The organism is Robertmurraya korlensis, from assembly GCF_023715225.1.
Lineage (GTDB): Bacteria > Bacillota > Bacilli > Bacillales > Cytobacillaceae > Robertmurraya_A.
Genome location: NZ_JAMBNS010000004.1, coordinates 204669 through 225641 on the forward strand (window position 1 = coordinate 204669; position 20973 = coordinate 225641).

Consider the following 20973-nt stretch of genomic DNA (forward strand, 5'->3'; position numbering starts at 1 on the left):
TAGGGAGCTAATTGTTTAGTTAGCTCTCTTTTTTATGAGCAAAATCAGATTTCAGTATTTACGTTGAAATTTGATTATGAACCAAATAAACAATTATTTTGACCTTAATAGAAAAGTGAGGATGAAGATTTATTAGTATAGTTACCTTATCAGCTAAAAGATAACCAATTTGCTGAAATCGTGATATGGAGGAGATTAACGATAAATTGAAATGGTCACTTATTTTATTTGTCCTTATCAGTTCTATTCAAACTCATGTAGATTTAAATTCCCTTTAAATAGATAACTAAGTAATTGTATTGAATTTATATATATTTAGAAACTGTTCAACTGAAACATTTCATAAAAACAATAAAAGGGTGGATAAAGATGTCAAAAAAACAAAAAATTTGGTTCATAACTGGTGCGTCAAGAGGTATTGGATTAGAAATTGTAAAGGCCGTACTTGATTCAGGTGATATTGTAGTGGCTACAGTTAGAAACTCAGTAGAACTTCTATCAGATAAATTAGGGAATCCCAAAAATCTTAGTGTTGTGGTTATGGATGTAACGAATGAACAACAGACTCTTGAGGCAGTTAATGAAACAATAGAAAAATACGGAAAGATCGATATTCTAGTAAACAACGCTGGATACGGACTTCTGGCCGCTGTTGAAGAAACCTCCACTGATGAGGCAAGATCAAACTTTGAAACCAATGTGTTTGGTTTATTGAATGTTACTAGAGCAGTATTGCCATACATGCGTAAAGAGAGAACCGGTCATGTAATTAACATTTCATCAATTGGCGGATTGAGTGGGTTTATTGGTTGGGGAGTATATGGAGCAACCAAGTTTGCAGTAGAAGGATTGACTGAATCCCTTGCACAAGAGTTGGCCCCACTTGGAATAAAAGCAACTGTTGTAGCACCGGGATTCTTTAGAACAGATTTCTTGGATAACTCTTCCCTAATTCAATCAAGCCACATTATTCCTGATTATGATGAAACAGTTGGTGAGATGAGAAGAATTGCAAATAATTTAAATAAAAAACAACCTGGTGATCCAGTGAAACTAGCCAAAGCAATTGTTTTGTTAGGAAATGCCAAAGAAGCACCCGTACATCTCCCACTAGGTAGTGATACTCTTCAAATGTTTAAAGAAAAAACAGCAAACTTTGAAAGAGATATTCAAGCCTGGAATGATGTTATCACCAGTACAGATCATGAGGATATAAATAATTGATAATAATTAAGTATGAAACAGAGTGCAAGATAAAAGAAGCCGAAAAAAATTATTAAGACGTTTATATTTTAAAGCAAGGAGACTTCATGGTTTCCTTGCTTTTTTTACAAGGTGGGATCTAGTGTGTTAAATATTTTTAATCCGTGTATATCTTAAAATTGTGAAGATAACATTATTAGAATGAACGATAGAGACTATAGAAGGGGAGTAAGGCAATGGTTTCCCTTAAAAGTACATTACCTGAATTTAAAAATATTAACGATATTATTGCCTACTATTCTCAATCCAGTGACTTCTCAAATTTAATTTTAAGTAGTGAATTATCATTATCTATTGCCTATTTTGATTCCTTAGTGGATGAAAATATTATCCACGAAAATATCTCCACACCGATTCTGGAAAACCTCGAAGAAATATCAAGTTTAGAGGAAATAAGAAAAATACTGCCTATAAAAGATACAAAAACAAATAATAATATGAAAGAGATTTCCGAGCAAGTATTACAGGGGAGTTCAATAATATTTTTCAAAAATAATGCAGATACGTGTATTGTGGTTAACTCGTTAACCACTTCTAAAGGGTATCGTGAACAAAATGATGCTGAAAACGAGTCTAGTGTTATCGGCCCAAAAGTTGGTTTTGTAGAAAATATCGATACAAATTTACGCTTATTAAGAAAAAGTTTGAATACACCTAATCTTAAATTTGAGGAAATGATTGTCGGATCCACTTCAAATACAAAAGTTGTAATTGCATATCTGGAAGGGGTCATAAATGAAGAATATCTAAATACAGCTAGACAAAGAATTAAAGAACTTGACTATGATTTAATCTGTGATAGTTCAATGCTAGACCAATTAATTACTGATAATTCAAATACTCCCTTTCCTTTGTTATTGACTACTGAGCGAGTAGATCGTGCAGCCTTTTGTTTAATAAACGGACAACTTACTATACTATGTGATGGTTCTCCTTACGCAATTAATGCTCCAACATCCATTTTCGACTTTTTTGTTTCTCCCGAAGATTATTTATTACCGTGGGTACTTGGGAGCTTTTTTCGAATGATAAGGTTTTTAGGGGTTATGTTTTCAATTACAGCAACTCCTATTTATGTAGCGGTTCTAACTTATCACATTGCGATAATACCAAAGGATATGCTTGGACCTATCATTGATTCGAGAGTAAACGTTCCTTTTCCGCCATTAATAGAGGCACTCTTCTTGGAGATTATTATTGAGTTTCTACGGGAAGCTGGTGCTCGACTTCCAACAAAGGTGGGGCAAACATTAGGAATTGTAGGAGGGATTGTTATTGGACAAGCAGCTGTTGAAGCAGCATTAACCAGTAACATTTTACTAATCATTGTTGCTTTGTCTGCATTAGCCTCATTTACCACACCGACTTTTAAAATGTCTAACACGATTCGTTTTTTAAGGTTCCCTTTAATTATACTAGCTTCAATATGGGGAGGTTTAGGGTTAGTTGCGGGAGTAATAGTCCTATTCACACATATTATTCGTCTGAAATCATTTGGAATCCCTTACCTAGCCCCACTTTATCCCTTTCGCTATCGTGATTTGACAGACGGTTTTGTTAGGTTCCCTTTGCCTTACATTAATAAGAGACGAACAATTTTCAGACCACTCATCCTGTCCAGATTCTATGTGAATGGAAGGAGAAAAGACAAGAGGGATGACTTCAATAATGAATAAAAACAATTTGTGTAGGAGATTTGTAGGCATTTTTTTTATTTGTATATTTATAAGTGGTTGTTCAAGGACAACGATAATAGATGATGTAAAGATCATTCAGAGCCTAGGTTATGATTTAGAAAATAACAAAATAAAAGGTACAGCGTCATATCCTGTTTATGTTGAATCGATGCAGGAATCTCACCCAAGAAAGTTGTTTACATCTGAATCAAACACGACAACGGGCGTATACACGTCCTTTTCAAACCAAACTGCTCATAGGATTGATATGTCCCAATTGGGTTCAGTTTTCTTTAGTGAAAATTTCGCTAAAAATGGCATTTCAGATCTAATAGGCAATTTAAATAGTGATCCCAATATAAGCAGCAATAGTACCCTTATTATTTCTAGTAAATCTGCAAGTGACCTATTAGAGGAAAGTATGAACTATCCCCCTTACTTTCTATCTTCCGTATTAGACCAGAGTATGCGTAATGGAAATATTCCCTTAAGTAATCTTCATACAGTAAGTTATCAATATTACAGTGAGGGGCAAGATATGTATATCCCTAAAATGGATATAAATGAAAAGGGTTTGTTTGTGAGTGAGGGAGTAGGGGTTTTTAAAGATGAGAAGCTTGCATTATCTCTTAATAATAAAGAGTCTCTAATGTTGAAAATTTTAGTTGATAAACTTGGTTTTAACAGTACATATGAGTTTACAACGAGTGATAATAAACAACTATTAATAAAAATAGTCTCAAACAATAAGAACTCACATGTCCAGATAAATAATTCTGAGGTAACATACAAGTTCAAATTAAAGGTTTATCTTAAAGAACAAGCCTCTAAATTGTCTGTTGCAAATATAAATAATAAACTTACAAAAGAAATTGAAACGAATATACGAACAGAATTAACGAACCTATTAGAAAAACTAAAAAAAGAAAATGTTGATCCAGTAGGGGTTGGGGAACTATTCAGAGGGGCTCAGAGAGATTGGAAAAGATACGAATTCTATGAACGAGTCTATCCCAATATAAAATTTAATATCAAAGCTAATGTAAATATCGTAAATACAGGAGCAGCCAAATAATGCAGAATGAACCGAAGGAAAGTTATGTAGTTTCCAACTTTTTTATCTTTTTTATTATGATCTCATCCATAAATGGAACAGGACTTTTGGGGTTTCAAAATATCCTTGCCAAAAATGCAAAACAGGATGGATGGATTGTCGTATTGTCAATCGGAATTAGTATTCTCCTTATTTTATGGTTAATTTATAAAATATTGCAGGCAGAAAGCAACGATATAATGGCTGTTCATAATGACATTTTCGGTAAATTTACTGGGAGTGTACTATCAGTAATTATTTCTATTTATTTTTTATCTGCATCAATATTTGTTTTTCGCACGTACTTAGAAATCGTTCGAGTGTGGGCTTTCCCATCGGTAAGTGTTATAGAGTTAGGTGTCCTTATGCTACTAATTATCTATTATATCGTGTCTGGTGGTTTCCGGGTGGTAACCGGAATATGTTTTCTATTTGCGCTTATCCCAAGTATCTTGTTTTTATTTAGTTTGTTTTTTCCATTGAAATTCGTCCATCTAAATAATCTATCCCCAATATTAAATATATCCTTTCCGGATTTTATTAAAGGATTTAAGGAAAGCAGTCCCATTTTTTTTGGTTTTGAAACATTACTGATTTATTTTCCCTTATTAAAAAACGGTGAGAGTTCTAAAAAATGGGCGAGTTATGCCATCATATATACAATCTTTTTGTTTACTATAGTCACCTTAATAAGTTTCACCTATTTTAGTATTGGACAATTAATAAATAGTAAGTGGCCGACATTAGAGATGATCAAGATTATTGAGCTTCCATTTGTTGAAAGATTTGATTTTATATTTGTCTTTAGTTGGTTAGCTGTTATTATCCCGACAATATGTCTACATATATGGAGTGTCTGCCGAATTTATAAGAGATTGTTTGATATTAAGCCAAGAATTTCACTAGTTATTTCACTTGGAATTGTATTTTTGTCTACAGTTGGAATTGATAATTATTTTAAATTAGAGATGTTTAATAAATATGTTTACGCTGCAGGGTTTTATTTTGTTTATTTTTATATCCCCTTGATTTTTGTAATTAAAATAGGTAGGAACATGATGAAAAATAGGCTTAGAAATGGGGGTTAGGATATTGTTAAACGTTATAAGTGAGCTAATTAAAGTACCAGAAGGAATGTCGAAGGAACCTTCTAATCAAAGTATTATAAAAATGAATGGTCTGACTGTTATTGAATCGTGCTTACCTACCAAAAAAACAGAGGGGAGAATGTTTTTAGAGGATCATATGCTATTATTTGTCCTTAAGGGTAGGTATTTATTAAAGTTCGGTAACCAGTCCTACTTAGTCAAGGATAGAGAAATGCTCTTAATTCATAAATCCATTGTAGTTAGTTACGAGAAATTTGGTGATGAAAGAGCGGATGATTTGCTTGATTACATGATGTTCTTTTTAAAAGATGAATTACTAAATGAGTTTATTAAAATGACTAATTTGCAATCCTCATTCCCATCCACGGTGATTCCAATATCAGTTTATCCTATGAATGAGCGTTTAACAGGATATATTGAATCATTAAAACCTATATTAAAAGAGTCAAATAGAATTCAAGAAGGATTAGTCAGATTAAAACTGCTTGAGTTACTATATGATGTTGCAGATACAGATGAAAAGTTTCTATACCAATTTCTACATTTAAGACATAACGAACGAAAAAGTATTAGTCAGGTAGTTGAGGAAAACATATACAATCCTGTATCTATAGATGATTTGGCCTATCTATCTGGAAGAAGCTTGTCTACATTCAAAAGAGAGTTTAAAGAAATATACAATTCACCACCTCTTAAATGGATTCGCAATCGTAGACTAGATAAGGCAAGGGAACTTTTATTACATACTCCTTTTTCTATTACAGAAATATGTTTTTCAACTGGGTTTGAAAATGTAGCTCATTTCTCGCGGGTATTTAAAGAGAGATTTGGTGTATCGCCATCCATGTATAAGCAGTCATTAAATAGACTTATTAATTAGTTATTTTCCATCAGTAAGTAATGTGTAAATGAATTGTAATCTTAAAAGGGGACAGGAAATCCGTCATATTTGTTGAATGAGAATCCTGTCCTCTTATTAGTTTAGTTTCTTATATTGTTATGGTCGCAAGCCGCCGGAGACGAGTAAAACTTCGCCTGTGAGCCAACGAGCGTCCTCCGATGCAAGGAAGGTGGCAACGAGTCCAATATCCTCTGGCTGACCGAGACGACCTAATGGAGTACGATTGACGAGATCGATAATGTAAGGGCTCCCGATTAAGCCGTGTTTATGTCCTCCTTCTGTCTCTGTTCCTCCAGGGTTAACAGAATTTACACGAATATTTCGTGGACCTAGTTCCTTGGAAAGAACTCGTGTGACGGCATCGACTGCGCTTTTTGTTGCGGTATAAACGACTTTTTCTGTTTCAGATATTTGCGTCGCAGTTGAACCAATATTGACAATGCTGCCACCATGATCGCCCAAACGTCGTACAGCTTCCCCAATAACTAGTAATAGCCCAGTTACGTTTACATCAAATTGAAAGCGAATTTTTTCTGTCGTGAGGTCCTCAACTTTACCAAACTCATAGACACCAGCATTGTTTACGATAACATCAACAAGTCCAAAATTCATCTCGGCTTCATCAAACATTGCTCTGATTTCATCAGCTTTGGTCACATCCGCATGGATATGAATGGCTTGTCCCCCATCGGCTTTTATATCATCTACGACCTTTTGTGCTTCAGCTGGAGAATTCAAGTGGTTAACAATTACCTTTGCACCTGCTTTGGCCATCGTTTTGGCAATACCTGCACCAATTCCTTGTGAAGCTCCAGTGATAAGGGCTACTCTTCCTGTTAAATTATTCATCCTATATTCCCTCCAATAAATATGAGTTATTGTTAAAGATTGGCAAATGAGTTTGGTTTAACAAATCAGTTACTCCCCATTCTTGTTAACATTTGTGCTAATATTTGGTGTGTTCTGTTTGTTAACCAATATCTTTTGTCTATACAACAGTTGTTGTATAATTGAAGTATAAGTTCAGGACCTATTATCTACAATCAATACTTTTCCATGTTTATCGTATATACGACATTCATAAGGAAAAGTCTAAAAACCAATAAGAAATGGGGTATATCTTATGGCTGAGACAAGGCAAGATCCCCGTGTAATGCGGACAAGAAAATTAATCATGGATTCATTTTTAAAAGTTTCAAAGAAAAAGGATTTTAAAGATATTAAAATTATAGATATTACAACGGAAGCAACGGTTAATCGTGCGACATTTTATTATCACTTTATGGATAAGTATGATTTAAGAGAAAAGCTTATAAAGGAAGATTTGATGGTAAATGTGCTAGACGAAATTGATGAGGAAGATGAACTGAACGAGGCAATGATTATTAAAATATTTTTAGCCATGACAAGATATCTAGACACATTGAAAACAAAATGTAATAGGAATTACCAGGAATTATCATCTACAATTGAAGCTGTTATGAAAAAAGAGTTACAAGGTATATTGTATAAGAGGTTATTAAAACAAAACTACATTGATAACGAGGAGTCTTTGAGAATGACAGCTGTCATGTTAAGCTGGGCATTTTATGGGGCAATGCTAGATTGGCAGGCGAATAGTGCACTAACCGCTGAGGATTATATTAAAAAAGCCATGCCCAATATGGAAATGTATCTTAAAGTTTAAGGGACTAGGTAAAAGCGATGCCAGAAATGCATCGCTTTTACTTTTCTAGTTTCTATATTACTTAGAGATTATTTGTTTAGCCCTGCGTACCGATCTCTACTTGCCAAAAGACTTTGATGAGACAAAGAAACATGCAGTTGTTATTATAGGTGCCCCCTATGGTGGTGTTAAGGAGCAGGACTCAGGTAATTATGCTCAAAACTTGGCAGAACGTGGTATGGTTGCTTTAGCATTTGACCCTTCGTACAATGGGTATAGTGGTGGAGAGCCACGGCACATTTCTTCGCCTGATCTATTCGTAGAGGATTTCAGCGCAGCCGTTGACTATGTTGGTAAAAGACCATTTGTAGATAGAAATCGAATAGGAGTCTTAGGTTTGTGTGGTAGTGGAGGTTTTGCGATTAGTGCAGCGCAGGTGGATAGAAGAATTAAGGCTGTAGCAACGGTCAGCATGTACGATATGTCTCGGGCACATATTAAAAAAGCATTAGAAGTAAGAACTAGGGCATCTTATTGGGTGAATGGAGGGTGCCTATGAAATGTCGAATGGTCCTGTTACTGTTATTTATCTTTTTTTTCCTCTCTGAAAACGTTAGTGCAGAAATTCCATTAACAGCTGCGTTTGTTCGAGACAATCAATTATGGTTAAAGCAAGGGGATATAGAAACAAAGCTAACACACACACAGTATGTATACTCACCAAAGTGGTCATACGATGGACGGTACATAGCGTACATCGATGGAGATGAACAGGGGGGAAAGTCGGACCTATTCATCTATGATATGGAGAAAAAAGAAAGTTACCAGCCCTATATAAAAGTAGAGGCTACTGATTTTAAATGGTCACCTATAAGAAATCAACTTGCCTATAACGATAGGGGTTTACTTAATGTAACCAAGATGAAAGATGGCAGACCTCATGGGTTCGAGAACGTATCATTGGGCGTAAGTGGATTTGAGTGGTCACCGAATGGGAAAGAGTTCATCGTGTCTTCTCAATCGAATCTACTACCAACTGGTTGGGGGCCAATTGAATTATTTAGGATTCCAGTTGATGCCAATCTAAAAAAAGAAAAGATGGCACATTTCTATACGATTCAAACAAATGACGATTTATTTGCAATAAGTGCAGATAACTTTAAATGGAGTCACGATGGTAAATGGGTTAGCTTTATAGGGGTCCCAACGGCTTCTTGGTCTATGGATAGTAATTCGTTGTGTGTAATTTCTTCTGAGGGGAAATCCTTTCAAGAAGTCGGAAAGATGCTTGGGTTTGCTGATTGGTTCAAATGGGCACCAATAAAAAATCAACTGGCCTACATATCTGGAGAAGGAAGATTTTTTGTAGAAAATAAAGGAACGAAGATAGCTGAGATGCCTGTTGCTTTACAGCAAAAAGAATATACACCAAAAGGATATGTGGACTTGGATCTAGAGTGGTATTCTCCTGAAAAAGTGATTGTCGCACGTGCAAAGGAGAATAAGGATTGGAAGGAAGGGCCAGTGCCAACCATGTTCACAAACCTGTACCTCATTGATATAAATTCAAATGCCCAAAAACAATTGACATCTCCTGGTGAAAACATACGCGATCAAGACCCACAAGTGATTAATCAGTATGTAACATGGGTCCGTTATACTGGAAATGAGCTGAAAGGCGATGTGTGGGTTAAGGATGGGCTCGATGGAAAAGAACAGAAGTGGATCAGTATCGTTGATTATGCACCTGAGTTTTATACACGGGATAAATGACAGCACCTATGAGTAAAATGATGGATGCTTGTTTAATAATTACCTTCCAATTTATGTTAACATATAGAATAAAGTGTTTGGTGGATAGATAGATGAGGAATTTTTCGTTAGAGAAAACCTCACGCTTCATTGATATTATATGTTTTAAACAGTTCTTTAGCGTTCTCCATTCCTTTTTCTGTAACTATAGGGGACAAGAGCTGGAGATCTGGTTGGAACAGCAAGGATCTTTTCTTATTTGATTAACGAAGCGGGAGTGATTAAGATGCAATCAATTATTACCGTGCAGAATCAAAACCCCCTTCAGATTTGGTTGAAGAGGGGAATATGAATCTTTCAGTTAAATAACCAGTAGTACAATTGTTCCAATTAGGAATAGTTGTCAAGGATTATGGAGGCTAGGAGACCTAAAGCAGCACTTAGTCCTGTTATAGGTCCGCTATCTTCATAAGCTTCCGGCATCATCGTCGAGGCGACCATCGCTATAATACCGCCACCTGCAAAAGCAGCAATACCAGACTTAACGTTTACTGAAGCCCCATCTAATAAGAAGTATCCTCCCAAAGATGCCAACGCCGATGCAACGAGAACTGCGATCCAAAGGAAGAGCACTTTTTTGTTTGAATAGCCGCTGTCTTTCATTCCAACCGTACTTGATAAACCTTCGGGGATATTACTTATAAAAATTGAAATAACTAATAGGGAGTTTACGGATTGTTGCTCTATCAGGCTGGCTCCTATCATAATTGATTCTGGAATAGCATCCATTATTGTGCCAAAAAAGATGGCTAAGCCTCCACCTGCGGCAACTTTTGGGACGGATCTTTTTCTTTGAGAAGCCCCATTCTTAGAAACTATATAATCAAATATCGTGAAAACCAAGGCACCAGATACAAACCCGATACTAGTAGGTATAATCCCTGCATCTTCTACAGCCTCACCAAGTAATTCATAAGATGCAGCCCCAATTAAAACTCCAGTACCAAATGCCATTATTAGCCCGATAATTTTTTTGGGAATCGAAATAAACATGGAGAGCAAGGCACCTATAAGAACTGCGGAGCCTGAAATCGCTCCCCATATTGTGGCATTCCACAAAGAAATTCACCTCTCTCATAAAACCCTGATAATTTTTGGATAAACGTTTGAAATGTATCTTTATTTTAAAAACCATTCCCTTAAGTGGAATGGCCTGAAATGGACGAAGATTTAATTTTATTCTATATTTTTGTTTTTATTGGTAGCTCTGATTTCTAATGGACTTTATAGTTGTTTTTAATGAGGAGTAAGTTCCAATGGCTGAATATCCATAAAACCAACCCATAAAGACACCCGAAATAAAATGATGACGATGACTAATAAAGATGGAGATAACTAAACCCAGAATAAGAGCAATTGTAGGAACATATTTCCTGTTTACTTTAGTAAATACCTTAATAAGTTGAGTAACAAACATTACAGTGGGAACGGCGATTACTGCATCCCAAAAATTTGTATGAATAGTTGGAAAGTCCACTTTAAATAACACACCTTTTTATAGTTATTATGTACAAACTATTAAAAAACTTTCGAGATTGTGTATATATAATTTTAAGGAGTGAATTGGTCTTTTGAGCAGTTGGTTCCGTGGGAGGTAAATGCGGTATTCAATAGGAGAAGTAGCTAAGAAATTCAATGTGAATATCTCAACCCTTAGAAAATACGATAAGACTCGAAAAGAATGAAAGCGGAAATCGATGGCCAAGGTACTGTTATAAAACTGATGCTATTTCATTGTGTTTGAAAAATAACCGGAAAAATTCCGTTTAAATTGGGAAATACCCATATTTCCTTGAGAATAAGCGGAGTTTTTCCGCTTATGTGACCCAAATCTTTGAAATTTGGCTTATTTAGAGCAGTTAACCGGAATTCCTCCGCTTATTTCGGCTTCCTGAGCTTCCTCTAGATACATTAGCCGGAAATTCTCCGTCTATTCATTCTCTTTCCTATACGAAATCCTCAATGAATAATTACAGAGTCAAACACAGCGTTTTGCATGCCAATTTGCTAGGTAACAGAACCCGTTACGCTGCGGCGGTCTTTTTCTTCTTCCACAAAAGGGACAGTTTTATGGAAGAAGAGCTTTCTATTCTTTGCAGGTAATTCATCTACCTATCTGGAATTATTTTACTAAATGAAAAGTAAGGGTGGGGATAAATTGTGAAGCTCTTATTAACATTTTCTTTTTATTAGCTAAGGTTATTCCAGTATTAGAACAAAAGCCAAAAAAGCTTAGCTAGAATAAAGGAGCTGGCACCATAAACTTATTGTTGTTTAGGAGACTTGATTTTTTGGCTGTTATTAACGATAGCCGTTTATTTACGTGTCTAAGATTAGTAGAAGGGGTGTCACGTTTTTAAGACTCCATTCGAAATGATTTTTCCTCACAGTTAGCCTGTCCATAAATGATATTCTTCGTTGCTCAAAATACATCTAAAGACCCTCATAAAATTAGGAACCTCTCCGAAATGTTTAAAATGAACTTTACTAATCTAAAAGCATATTTAATTGGATGTAAAGGAGAGTTTTTCTTTGAAGGAATTTATTGTTTGTTATATCTATGATAATGAGATTAAACGAGAAAAAATAGTAAAAGAACTATGTATCCAGAAGACAGATATCATACAAGAAATATTAGAGAAAATTAGTCAACACCAGTTCTTCCTTTTAGAAGATGGTCAAGAGGATCATTTAATAAATAGTTCGATGGTGAGGTATATAAAAGTGTCTGAACGAACTATAGTTTCATAATAAAGTAAATCATCATGTTTAATCGTAAACGGGAGAGAGAACGAAATGTCAGAAGAAAGATATAGATATCGTCAGGAACGAAAGCAAGCGGAAAAAGAGAGAAAGCTTCAGAACAGAAGTAGGATAAAAAAAGGGAAACAGCTCAAAACCTGGTTAATCATTTTTAGTATCATAGGATTTTTAGTATTTGGAGGAGGCGCAATAGCCTTTTCTTCTATGGTGAAAGATGCTCCCGAATTAGACTCTGCCAAACTAGTAGACCCGCTTTCAACGAAATTCTACGATATCCATGGAAACTTTATATATGAATACGGGTTAGAAAAGAGAACGAAGATTACATATGAGCAAATTCCAAAAGTGTTGGAACAAGCATTTATAGCCACAGAAGATTCCCGATTTTTCGAACACCATGGAATTGATTTGAAAAGAACGACGAAGGCCATCTGGGTGAACGTAACAGGAGACTTTGGGTCTCAAGGTGGAAGCACCATTACACAGCAAGTGATCAAAAATTCATTCTTGAATCCAGAAAAAACGATCAAGAGAAAAGTACAAGAATGGAATTTAGCATATCAATTGGAACAAGAATATTCCAAGCAAGACATATTGATGATGTATTTAAATAAAATATTTCTTGGTAACCGCTCGTATGGAGTAGCAGCTGCAGCTCAAAACTACTTTGGGATTGGGGAGAAAGATTTAAAAAACTTAACTCTTTCTCAAGCAGCCTTATTGGCTGGATTACCTCAGAGTCCGAATAATTATGATCCGACGATTCCAGAGAACGTGGAAGCAGCGACTGAGCGTCGCAATATTGTTCTAAGGTCGATGGTAAGAGAAGGCTATATAACAGAACAACAGATGGAAGAGGCAGCAAAAGTTCCAGTAACAGAGGGGGTTATTCCGAAAGATCAACAACCAAATATGCCTTATGAAGCATTTTTGGATGCAACGTTTAAAGAGGTAAAGAAGAAGCTAAAGGATGTTGACATCAGTACGGATGGGTTAGCGATATATACTACTTTAGATCCTAAAGCTCAGGAATATGCGGAAACGATGTTAAACACAAATGAGATCGTTCAATATCCAGATGATGAGTTTCAAGGTGCTTTTGCCTTATTAGATACGAAAACAGGTGAAGTGAGGGCACTTGGAAGTGGAAGAAACCATTATAAAGCAAAGCTTCTAGGGACGAATATGGCAATTGAAATGCAACGCCAACCAGGTTCCACGTTTAAGCCGATCTTTGACTACGGTCCTGCCATTGAATATTTAAAGTGGTCCACAGGTCATTTAATTAATGATCAAGCTACATCCTATGAAACAGGTCAACCCCTGATGAACTGGGATAAACAATACCATGGAATGGTAAGCATTCGTAAGGCACTTCAATATTCCTATAATATTCCAGCCTTACTTGCCATGAGAGAAGTTGGGATAGAGAAGGCAGAAAGCTTTTCGGAACAACTCGGTATTACTTACGATACGGTGTATGAATCTTATTCCATTGGAGCCAATGCGGTAAACCCTTTATCAATGGCTGGAGCTTACAGTGCCTTTGGGAATAATGGTGTTTTTAATCAACCTCATTTTGTAAAAAAGGTCGTCTACCCGGATGGGAAGGAAGTTGCTTTTACAAATGAACCAAAGCAAGTGATGCAAGATTATACTGCTTTTATGGTAACAGATATGCTTCGTACTGTGGTCGATTCGGGTACGGGTACGATGGCAAATATCCCTGAATTAGATATGGCTGGGAAAACAGGGACAACAAATTTTAATGCGGAGACACGAGCAAAACTCAATTACCCTGACAATGCGACAAATGATAGCTGGTTTGTTGGATATACCCCTCAATACACCATGGCTGTCTGGACTGGTTATGTGAAAAATGAACCGAATATATTCATGGCTGGTGATACCACGAAAATCGCCCATGTCATGTTTAGAGAAATGATGAGAACCTTCAATACAGACAACAGTCAGTTTTTACAACCGGCAAGTGTGTACAGTGAGAACAATGAAACGTTTATAACAGGGGTTCCATCAGCAGAAACTCCAGCCCAAACCATGATCAATAAAGGACCACAAAATTCAGTTGAAAATAAAGCAGTTAAAGAAATAAAACAAAAAGGGAAAAAACAGCAAGGGAAAGGCAAAGGGAATGGCAAGGGGAAAAATAAATAAAAAAACGGACTCTCAGTAAACATTGCTGGGAGTTTTTGGTAGTAGCTACTTAAAATTCTGGAAGAAACCCACCATTGCTATAGGTCTAAACTATTAATATAGTAATACTAAGAGTGCATATTAATAGGTTTGGAGGCCTAGCATGAAAAAACAGCTCGTGATAATCATGATTTTTGCCCTTATTTCGTCATTATTTCCATATCATCATGGACAAGCTCTTGCTACAGAGCCGATTGTAAAAGTTAAGCTCGTCAATTATTTAGGAAATAAGTCCGAAATTACCATTAAGCCAAATGGCGATTATCTCACGAATGATTCGAATATCGTTTTAAAAACAGGAGAAACGTATGTATTAAAACTTGTTAACGGAAAACTATCTTTATATCAAAATGATAGTTTACTAAATTCATATAATACGTTCTCTGCTCAACCGGTTCAACCTAGAACAGCCCTTTCCATCAACGGCCGTTTATATTTAGGCAGTTTTGATTTTGAAATTGAAAACAATCAATATGTTCGCCCGATCAATTCCGTTTATATGGAAGATTACCTAAAGGGTGTGGTTCCGATTGAGATGTACCCTTCTTGGAACCTTGAAGCGTTAAAAACACAAGCAGTTGCAGCGAGAACGTACGCGATGAGCTATTTAAGTCGCGGACTGATCAATGACACCATTTCGTATCAAGTGTATGGTGGATATATCTGGACACCCAATACGACGAAAGCGGTAGACGACACCAAAGGTCAAGTATTGTTATCTAATGGTCGTTTAATTGATGCAGTATACTCCGCTAGTAATGGTGGAATGACGGAAAGCAATGCCAATGCATGGGGAAATATACAAGTTCCTTATTTAACCGTTAAGGAAGATGCATTTGATCCAAAAACACCATGGAGTTTTTCGTTTAATAAAACACAAATCGATCTAACTGGGAAAGATTTATCTAAGTCTTCGGAATGGTGGACAGTCGTCAAAGAAGCAGATGCAACCATTGCGTATAATCTTAAGATGTGGTTAAGCACGAATGGTTATGCCAATAAAGATATAAAAATTGTTTCCATTTCTGATTTCTCTCTTCATAACAAGGGGACTGGCGGCCGTGTAAGCCTTGGGAATATAACGGTTGATTTTCTGGTCAAAGATCTGGTGGATGCAAACGGAAAATTAATTCCTCAGCGTGTTTCCTACAAAGACGTGGGAGTATCTAGAATTCGTGCCATGATGGGGAACCGAGTCATGTTAAGCTATCTTGTTGATACTGTGAACACAGAAACTGCTGTTGTTTCTGTGAAAGGCCGTGGAGATGGCCATGGGGTAGGGATGAGCCAATGGGGAGCGAAATACATGGGCGATGCTGGTAAATCTTATGAGGACATTCTTAAGTTTTACTACACAGGTGTAACGATTACACCATCTTACGCTGAAGCGGATAAATCGGTAGCGCCAGCGACCATCACTCCGGTTCAAGCTCCTGTCACACAGCAGGAAGCCGTATCCACTGAGATCGTAGAACCAGTGGTTGTCGCAGATACAACGGCACCGATTATTAAAGACGTAACCAATTCTTATAACGCAGCAAATAAGGCTTATTCTTTAACCTATTCAATCAATGAGGAATCTCTTGTTACGGTTTACGTAAAAGACTCAAAAGGGGTCATCCTTAAACAGCTAGAGACAGAGGTTAAAAAGACAGCTGGAAAATACACGGTCGACTGGGCCGTATCGTCTCTAGCGAATGGAGAGTATACATTTGGAATGATTGCGACTGATTTAGCGGGCAATAAAGCTTCAGCAGTAAGCAAGTTCACCGTAAATAATCCGGTGAAGGATACAACAGCTCCAAGTGTCAAGAACATTACCGCTACGCATAACAATAATTCAAAAACAGTAGCATTGGCTTACTCTGTAGACGAAACCTCCTACATGACCATCAACATTAAGGATTCAAAAGGCAAGATCATTAAAACACTTCAGTCAAATGTCAAAATAACAGCCGGAAAAGCTATTGTTGCTTGGGATTCATCAAAGAACGTAAATGGTATCTATACGTTTGAGATCATTGCTAGTGATGAAGCAAAAAACAAAGCCACTGCCACCCATAAGTTCACATTGAATAATGTGTTTAAAGGAAAAATCACTGTGAACAATGTAGTCATCAGACAAAAAACGTCTAGCAGTTCGAAGTCGTTAGGAAGGCTAAACAAGAACCATGAAGTGATCGTTTTACAACAGACAGGCTCTTGGTACTATATTCAAAGCGGGAAAACGAAAGGATATATTACTTCTAGGCAGATTACTAATATAAAGTAACGTAAAAAGGCCCTCAAACTAGGGCCTTTTTTAATGATTTCCAAGTCACTAAGCAACAATTAACCAAAATGCTCTTATGGATTAATAACATTCACTTAAACCATTTATGTATAAGATATAAAAAAGAGATAGTAGAAATACTTAAAATAATAACCATGACATGAGCATCCATCATTCTGTTCGCTTGAACCGCATCATATATCGCGATCGAAAGGGTTTGTGTTTTTCCGGGTATATTTCCTGCTACCATTAATGTGGCACCAAATTCACCCATGGCTCGTGCAAAACCTAACACCAAGCCTGCTAGTACTCCTTTATACGCAAGAGGAAGGATAATATACAATAATACTTGGAATTTGTTTGCTCCATCTATTTCGGCTGCCCCAATGGTTTCTTTATTGATGGATTCAAAAGAAGCTTGTATAGGTCTAATTAATAATGGTAAAGCAGCAATGGTCGCTGCGATCACTGCTGCTTTCCAAGTGAACACAATAGGTTGACCTAATATTTTCTCTATCCATTTTCCTGTCAGGCTGCCATGACCCAATAACAAAAGCAAATAATAACCTAATACGGTCGGAGGAATGACAAGTGGAATGGTAATAAGAATAGACAAAAAATCAGTTAACTTGTTCTTATTAAAAGCAAACCACCATGATAGTAAAATACCAGATATAAATGCAATAATAGTAGCGATGATAGAAATTCTTAAGGTCAGTAGTAAAGGTGTAAGGATCGCATCAATCACGGGAGATCAAATCCATATTTTTTTAAGGTTTCTTTTCCTTTATCGCTTAAGATAAAATCAGAAAACTGTCTACTCCATTCTTCTTTATCTGTTTGAGACGGTATCGCTAATGCTTGAACAATGGGCTGATGATTATCTTCATCAATGACTTCATAAGGATATTCTGTTTCAGTCATTAAAGCTAATGCAATGAGTCCGGCATCAGCATTACCTGATTCAACATACTGATACGCTTGTCTAATATTTTCAGCGTAAACGATTTTAGGTTCAATTTCTTCCCAAATCCCCCATGCTTCCAATGTTTCTTTTGCTGCTTTTCCATAAGGCGCATGTTCGGGGTTAGCAATTGTTATCGTTTTTACCTCGGGACTTAACAAATAATTCTTGTCTAGAATGACATCTTCTTTCTTATTTGCCATTAGAACGATTCTACCGATCGCATAATATTCTTTTGAATCTTCTAACACCGATTCACTGTCCAATAAATCGTCAATATATGACTCATGAGCAGCTGCAAACAGATCAAAAGGTGCTCCCTCTTTAATTTGCTTGGTTAACAAACCCGTTGATCCAAATGTAAATTCTACTTTGATTCCGGTTTCTTCTGTGAATTCTTTTCCAATTTCCGTGAATGCATGTGACAAGTCAGCTGCAGCTGCTACATTTATGGCTTTTTCTTCTGTTTTATTATTCACACATCCACTTACAATAAATAAAGATAGTATTAATAGTAAAATTCTCATCCATCTACATTACCTTTCCAAAACTAAGATAAATCTTATTATAACATGAACCATTTTAGAGTTTGTTCAATATTTTTGCTCCTAAAATATCCGTTATATTCAAGGCCCGTGGTTAAAAAATATTATATCTTTACACGGATAAAAATAAAAGACTTACGAATTTTACTTCAACATCGAAAGGATGGGGTAATCGTCCTATAAAAGGTATTGACAGTATAATGTGTGAGTAATATATTGGTCTAAGATAAAACTAAATAAGTAGCCGAATCATTCTTGAGCGGGGGAACCAATCTTTTGGGGTGTATCTACAATTTGTAGAAGGAGACTCTCAACTCCTAATCCGTCAGCTAACTCCGTAGGCGTTATTGAGGGTGGATGTATTTTTTACATACGGGCCATTCTATTATTTAGAATGGTCTTTTTTATTGAGAAAGGAAGGAAGTTCATATGAAACAAATAGCTGTGCTTGGTTTAGGTAGATTTGGAGGAAGTTTAGTAAAGGAATTTAATGAATTAGGATTAGATACGATGGCGGTGGATAAGAGTATTGATAAAGTAAACGAATTCTCTCAATACGCCACACATACAATTCAAGCCAATACACTTGACGAGTCCACTCTAAAGCAATTGGGTATAAGAAACTTTGATTTAGTGGTTGTTTCATTTGGAGAAGACATTGAAGCGAGTATTTTAACGACCCTTCACTTAAAAGAGCTGGGAATTAAACAGGTTTGGGCAAAGGCACAGAATGATTACCATCATAAAGTTCTTGAGAAAATAGGTGCCGACCGGATTATTCATCCAGAGAGGGACATGGCTAAACGAGTCGCTCATCATATTGCATCGGAGAAAATTATTGATTTTATTGAACTGTCAAAAGAACATAGTATCGTTGAAATTATCGCTTCAGAAAAACTTCATAACCAGACTTTGTTAGAGCTTGATATTCGTGCGAAATATGGATGTAGCATTGTAGGAATTCAGCGTAATGAGGATGTGATTGTGGCTCCATTAGCAGAAGAAGTTCTCCATAAAGGGGATGTGTTAATTGTAATTGGTCACAATATGGATTTGAATCGGTTTGAAGAAAAAGGTGTATAAAAATGAAAAACAGGATCATCAGCATTAATCCTTCTCAATTATTAGTCTTGGTGTTTACTACTTTTATTATAGTAGGAACCATTCTACTCAAACTTCCGTGGGCAACCACGTCATCGGTTAGTTGGTTGGATGCGTTTTTCACTGCTACTTCAGCTATGACGGTTACAGGCTTGGTAGTGGTTGATACGGGAACGGCATACACCTTATTCGGTGAGATTGTTATTGCCTCATTAATCCAATTAGGTGGATTAGGAATCATGTCATTTGCTGTTTTAATTTATATGGTACTAGGCAAAAAAATTGGGTTTAAGGAACGAATTCTTGTGCAGCAATCATTGAATCAAACTTCGCTTGGTGGCGTGGTTCAATTAGTTCGGAACCTGTTTGTTTTCTCGATAGGTATTGAATTCATTGCTATGATTTTGTTGTCATTACGTTGGGTTCCAGAGATGGGGTTGTCGAAGGGGATTTATTACAGCTTTTTTCACTCTATATCTGCATTCAATAACGCAGGCTTTGCCTTATGGCCGGATGGGCTCAATAGGTACGTAGGTGACCCTGTGACGAATATTGTTATTACTTTATTGTTTATTATTGGAGGTCTTGGATTTACCGTTTTAGCTGACTTAAAACGAAAAAATACGTTTCGAAAACTAAGTCTACATTCAAAAATTATGATTATCGGGACCTTTTCGATTAATCTGGTTGCCATGCTTTTCATTTTCTTTTTAGAATATGGAAATCCCAATACACTTGGCTCGTTAACACTTGTTGAAAAATGGTGGGCTTCTTATTTTCAAGCAGTTACTCCTAGAACAGCTGGATTTAACACGCTTGATATAGGGAGTTTGAGTGATCCGACCATTCATTTAATGATATTACTCATGTTTGTAGGTGCAGGAAGTGCATCGACTGGTGGAGGAATCAAACTTACAACATTCATTGTGATCGTATTAGCGGTTGTTACGTACTTAAAAGGAAAGAAAGAGATTGTCGTTGCAAGAAGGGCAATTTCTGAAACGATCATATTCCGCTCATTAGCCATTACCATGATAGCATTAACATTAATTTTCTTGGCTGTCTTTGTTTTAACTATCACTGAAGATGCGGCCTTTTTACAAATTCTGTTTGAAGTAGTTTCTGCCTTTGGGACCGTAGGGTTATCAATGGGGATCACCGGTAATCTCTCCATAATCGGTAAGGTGGTCATTATTATTGTCATGTTTACTGGCAAATTGGGTCCTTTAACATTAGCTTTCTCACTTGCCCGTCAAGAAAAATCGAAAATCCGATACCCGCAGGAAGATGTTTTAACGGGTTGAATATCTTACACAAGCTGCCTACTTGGCAGTTTTTTTTATTTCTTTAAAATGGGGAAAGTGTGGAAATTAGATAGGGAATAATAATGCAAACTAGTCATTCGGTTGATTGCCTGTTGGTTGTCTGGTAGTAAGGGGTATTCGGACAGAAGGAGAAGGAATTTGTACTTTCTGAAACTAACGGCGGGGGTTTGTTAATGAAGGAATATAAATATAGTTGGTAGAATAAGTAAATTGGAAGTGTATCTTAACATCTAAGAGGAGAATGTCTATGGGAACTGGTTTAAACTAAA

Annotated in this window: 18 protein-coding genes and 1 riboswitch; of the genes, 13 read left to right on the forward strand and 5 right to left on the reverse strand. The window is 36.4% G+C overall.

Translation table 11 applies throughout. From position 1 onward, the window contains the following. Nucleotides 1-369 precede the first annotated feature (369 nt). The 5 genes from M3175_RS09705 (at nt 370) to M3175_RS09725 (ending at nt 6021) form a co-directional block, all read left to right on the forward strand. Nucleotides 370-1224 (forward strand): oxidoreductase, encoded by an 855-nt coding sequence (locus M3175_RS09705; RefSeq protein ID WP_251518408.1) that lies wholly within the window; start codon nt 370-372, stop codon nt 1222-1224. 215 nt (nt 1225-1439) lie between these two features. Continuing rightward, nucleotides 1440-2939, forward strand: a complete 1500-nt coding sequence (locus M3175_RS09710) for a spore germination protein (RefSeq protein WP_251518410.1) — start codon at nt 1440-1442, stop codon at nt 2937-2939. Beyond that, nucleotides 2932-4014 carry a Ger(x)C family spore germination protein gene (locus M3175_RS09715; RefSeq protein ID WP_251518412.1) on the forward strand — a complete coding sequence of 361 codons (1083 nt, stop codon included), beginning with the start codon at nt 2932-2934 and terminating at the stop codon, nt 4012-4014. The genes M3175_RS09710 and M3175_RS09715 overlap by 8 nt, the downstream gene beginning before the upstream one ends. After that, a complete protein-coding gene (locus M3175_RS09720) occupies nt 4014-5120 on the forward strand; it encodes a GerAB/ArcD/ProY family transporter (protein ID WP_251518414.1) in 1107 nt (368 codons plus the stop codon). The genes M3175_RS09715 and M3175_RS09720 overlap by 1 nt, the downstream gene beginning before the upstream one ends. Nucleotides 5121-5124: 4 nt before the next feature. After that, nucleotides 5125-6021, forward strand: coding sequence for a helix-turn-helix domain-containing protein (locus M3175_RS09725; RefSeq protein ID WP_251518415.1), 897 nt, complete (start codon nt 5125-5127; stop codon nt 6019-6021). Between the two features lie 117 nt (nt 6022-6138). Here M3175_RS09725 and M3175_RS09730 read toward each other — a convergent pair whose 3' ends face one another. Then, nucleotides 6139-6891: an SDR family NAD(P)-dependent oxidoreductase gene (locus M3175_RS09730; RefSeq protein ID WP_251518416.1), complete on the reverse strand. Its 753-nt coding sequence runs from the start codon at nt 6889-6891 to the stop codon at nt 6139-6141. 274 nt (nt 6892-7165) lie between these two features. Here M3175_RS09730 and M3175_RS09735 point away from each other — a divergent pair, with 274 nt between their 5' ends. The 3 genes from M3175_RS09735 (at nt 7166) to M3175_RS09745 (ending at nt 9481) form a co-directional block, all read left to right on the forward strand. Continuing rightward, nucleotides 7166-7729 (forward strand): TetR family transcriptional regulator, encoded by a 564-nt coding sequence (locus M3175_RS09735; protein WP_251518417.1) that lies wholly within the window; start codon nt 7166-7168, stop codon nt 7727-7729. A 100-nt stretch (nt 7730-7829) separates the two neighbouring features. After that, entirely contained in the window at nt 7830-8267 is a 438-nt protein-coding gene (locus tag M3175_RS09740; RefSeq protein ID WP_251518418.1) for an alpha/beta hydrolase, read from the forward strand. Further along, nucleotides 8264-9481, forward strand: coding sequence for a TolB family protein (locus M3175_RS09745; RefSeq protein ID WP_251518419.1), 1218 nt, complete (start codon nt 8264-8266; stop codon nt 9479-9481). Before M3175_RS09740 ends, M3175_RS09745 begins: the two co-directional genes overlap by 4 nt. Before the next feature lie 369 nt (nt 9482-9850). On the opposite strand, the gene M3175_RS09750 is transcribed toward M3175_RS09745, so the two are convergent. Both M3175_RS09750 and M3175_RS09755 read right to left on the reverse strand, forming a co-directional pair. Beyond that, nucleotides 9851-10579, reverse strand: coding sequence for a ZIP family metal transporter (locus M3175_RS09750; protein WP_251518420.1), 729 nt, complete (start codon nt 10577-10579; stop codon nt 9851-9853). A gap of 136 nt (nt 10580-10715) precedes the next feature. Further along, complete coding sequence (locus M3175_RS09755) at nt 10716-10997, reverse strand: hypothetical protein (RefSeq protein WP_251518421.1); 282 nt, start codon at nt 10995-10997, stop codon at nt 10716-10718. Between the two features lie 121 nt (nt 10998-11118). Here M3175_RS09755 and M3175_RS25140 point away from each other — a divergent pair, with 121 nt between their 5' ends. The 3 genes from M3175_RS25140 to M3175_RS09765 all read left to right on the forward strand — a co-directional run bounded on the left by M3175_RS25140 (nt 11119) and on the right by M3175_RS09765 (nt 16769). Further along, nucleotides 11119-11205, forward strand: a complete 87-nt coding sequence (locus M3175_RS25140; protein ID WP_371321680.1) for a MerR family DNA-binding transcriptional regulator — start codon at nt 11119-11121, stop codon at nt 11203-11205. Between the two features lie 1111 nt (nt 11206-12316). Then, nucleotides 12317-14458 (forward strand): transglycosylase domain-containing protein, encoded by a 2142-nt coding sequence (locus tag M3175_RS09760; RefSeq protein WP_251518423.1) that lies wholly within the window; start codon nt 12317-12319, stop codon nt 14456-14458. Nucleotides 14459-14600: 142 nt separating this feature from the next. After that, entirely contained in the window at nt 14601-16769 is a 2169-nt protein-coding gene (locus M3175_RS09765) for a SpoIID/LytB domain-containing protein (RefSeq protein ID WP_251518425.1), read from the forward strand. 91 nt (nt 16770-16860) lie between these two features. Here the strand turns inward: M3175_RS09765 and modB are convergent, their stop codons facing one another. Beyond that, nucleotides 16861-17517: a molybdate ABC transporter permease subunit gene (gene modB, locus M3175_RS09770; protein WP_251518427.1), complete on the reverse strand. Its 657-nt coding sequence runs from the start codon at nt 17515-17517 to the stop codon at nt 16861-16863. Continuing rightward, on the reverse strand, nt 17514-18260 hold the full coding sequence (gene modA, locus M3175_RS09775) for a molybdate ABC transporter substrate-binding protein (protein ID WP_251518430.1): 747 nt from the start codon (nt 18258-18260) through the stop codon (nt 17514-17516). Before modA ends, modB begins: the two co-directional genes overlap by 4 nt. A 250-nt stretch (nt 18261-18510) precedes the next feature. Then, nucleotides 18511-18637, forward strand: a riboswitch (cyclic di-AMP (ydaO/yuaA leader). Nucleotides 18638-18707: 70 nt separating this feature from the next. On the opposite strand from modA, the gene M3175_RS09780 reads away from it, so the two are divergent. Both M3175_RS09780 and M3175_RS09785 read left to right on the forward strand, forming a co-directional pair. Further along, entirely contained in the window at nt 18708-19361 is a 654-nt protein-coding gene (locus M3175_RS09780; RefSeq protein ID WP_251518431.1) for a potassium channel family protein, read from the forward strand. 2 nt (nt 19362-19363) lie between these two features. Continuing rightward, nucleotides 19364-20683: a TrkH family potassium uptake protein gene (locus M3175_RS09785; RefSeq protein ID WP_251518433.1), complete on the forward strand. Its 1320-nt coding sequence runs from the start codon at nt 19364-19366 to the stop codon at nt 20681-20683. The last annotated feature ends 290 nt before the right edge of the window (nt 20684-20973 follow it).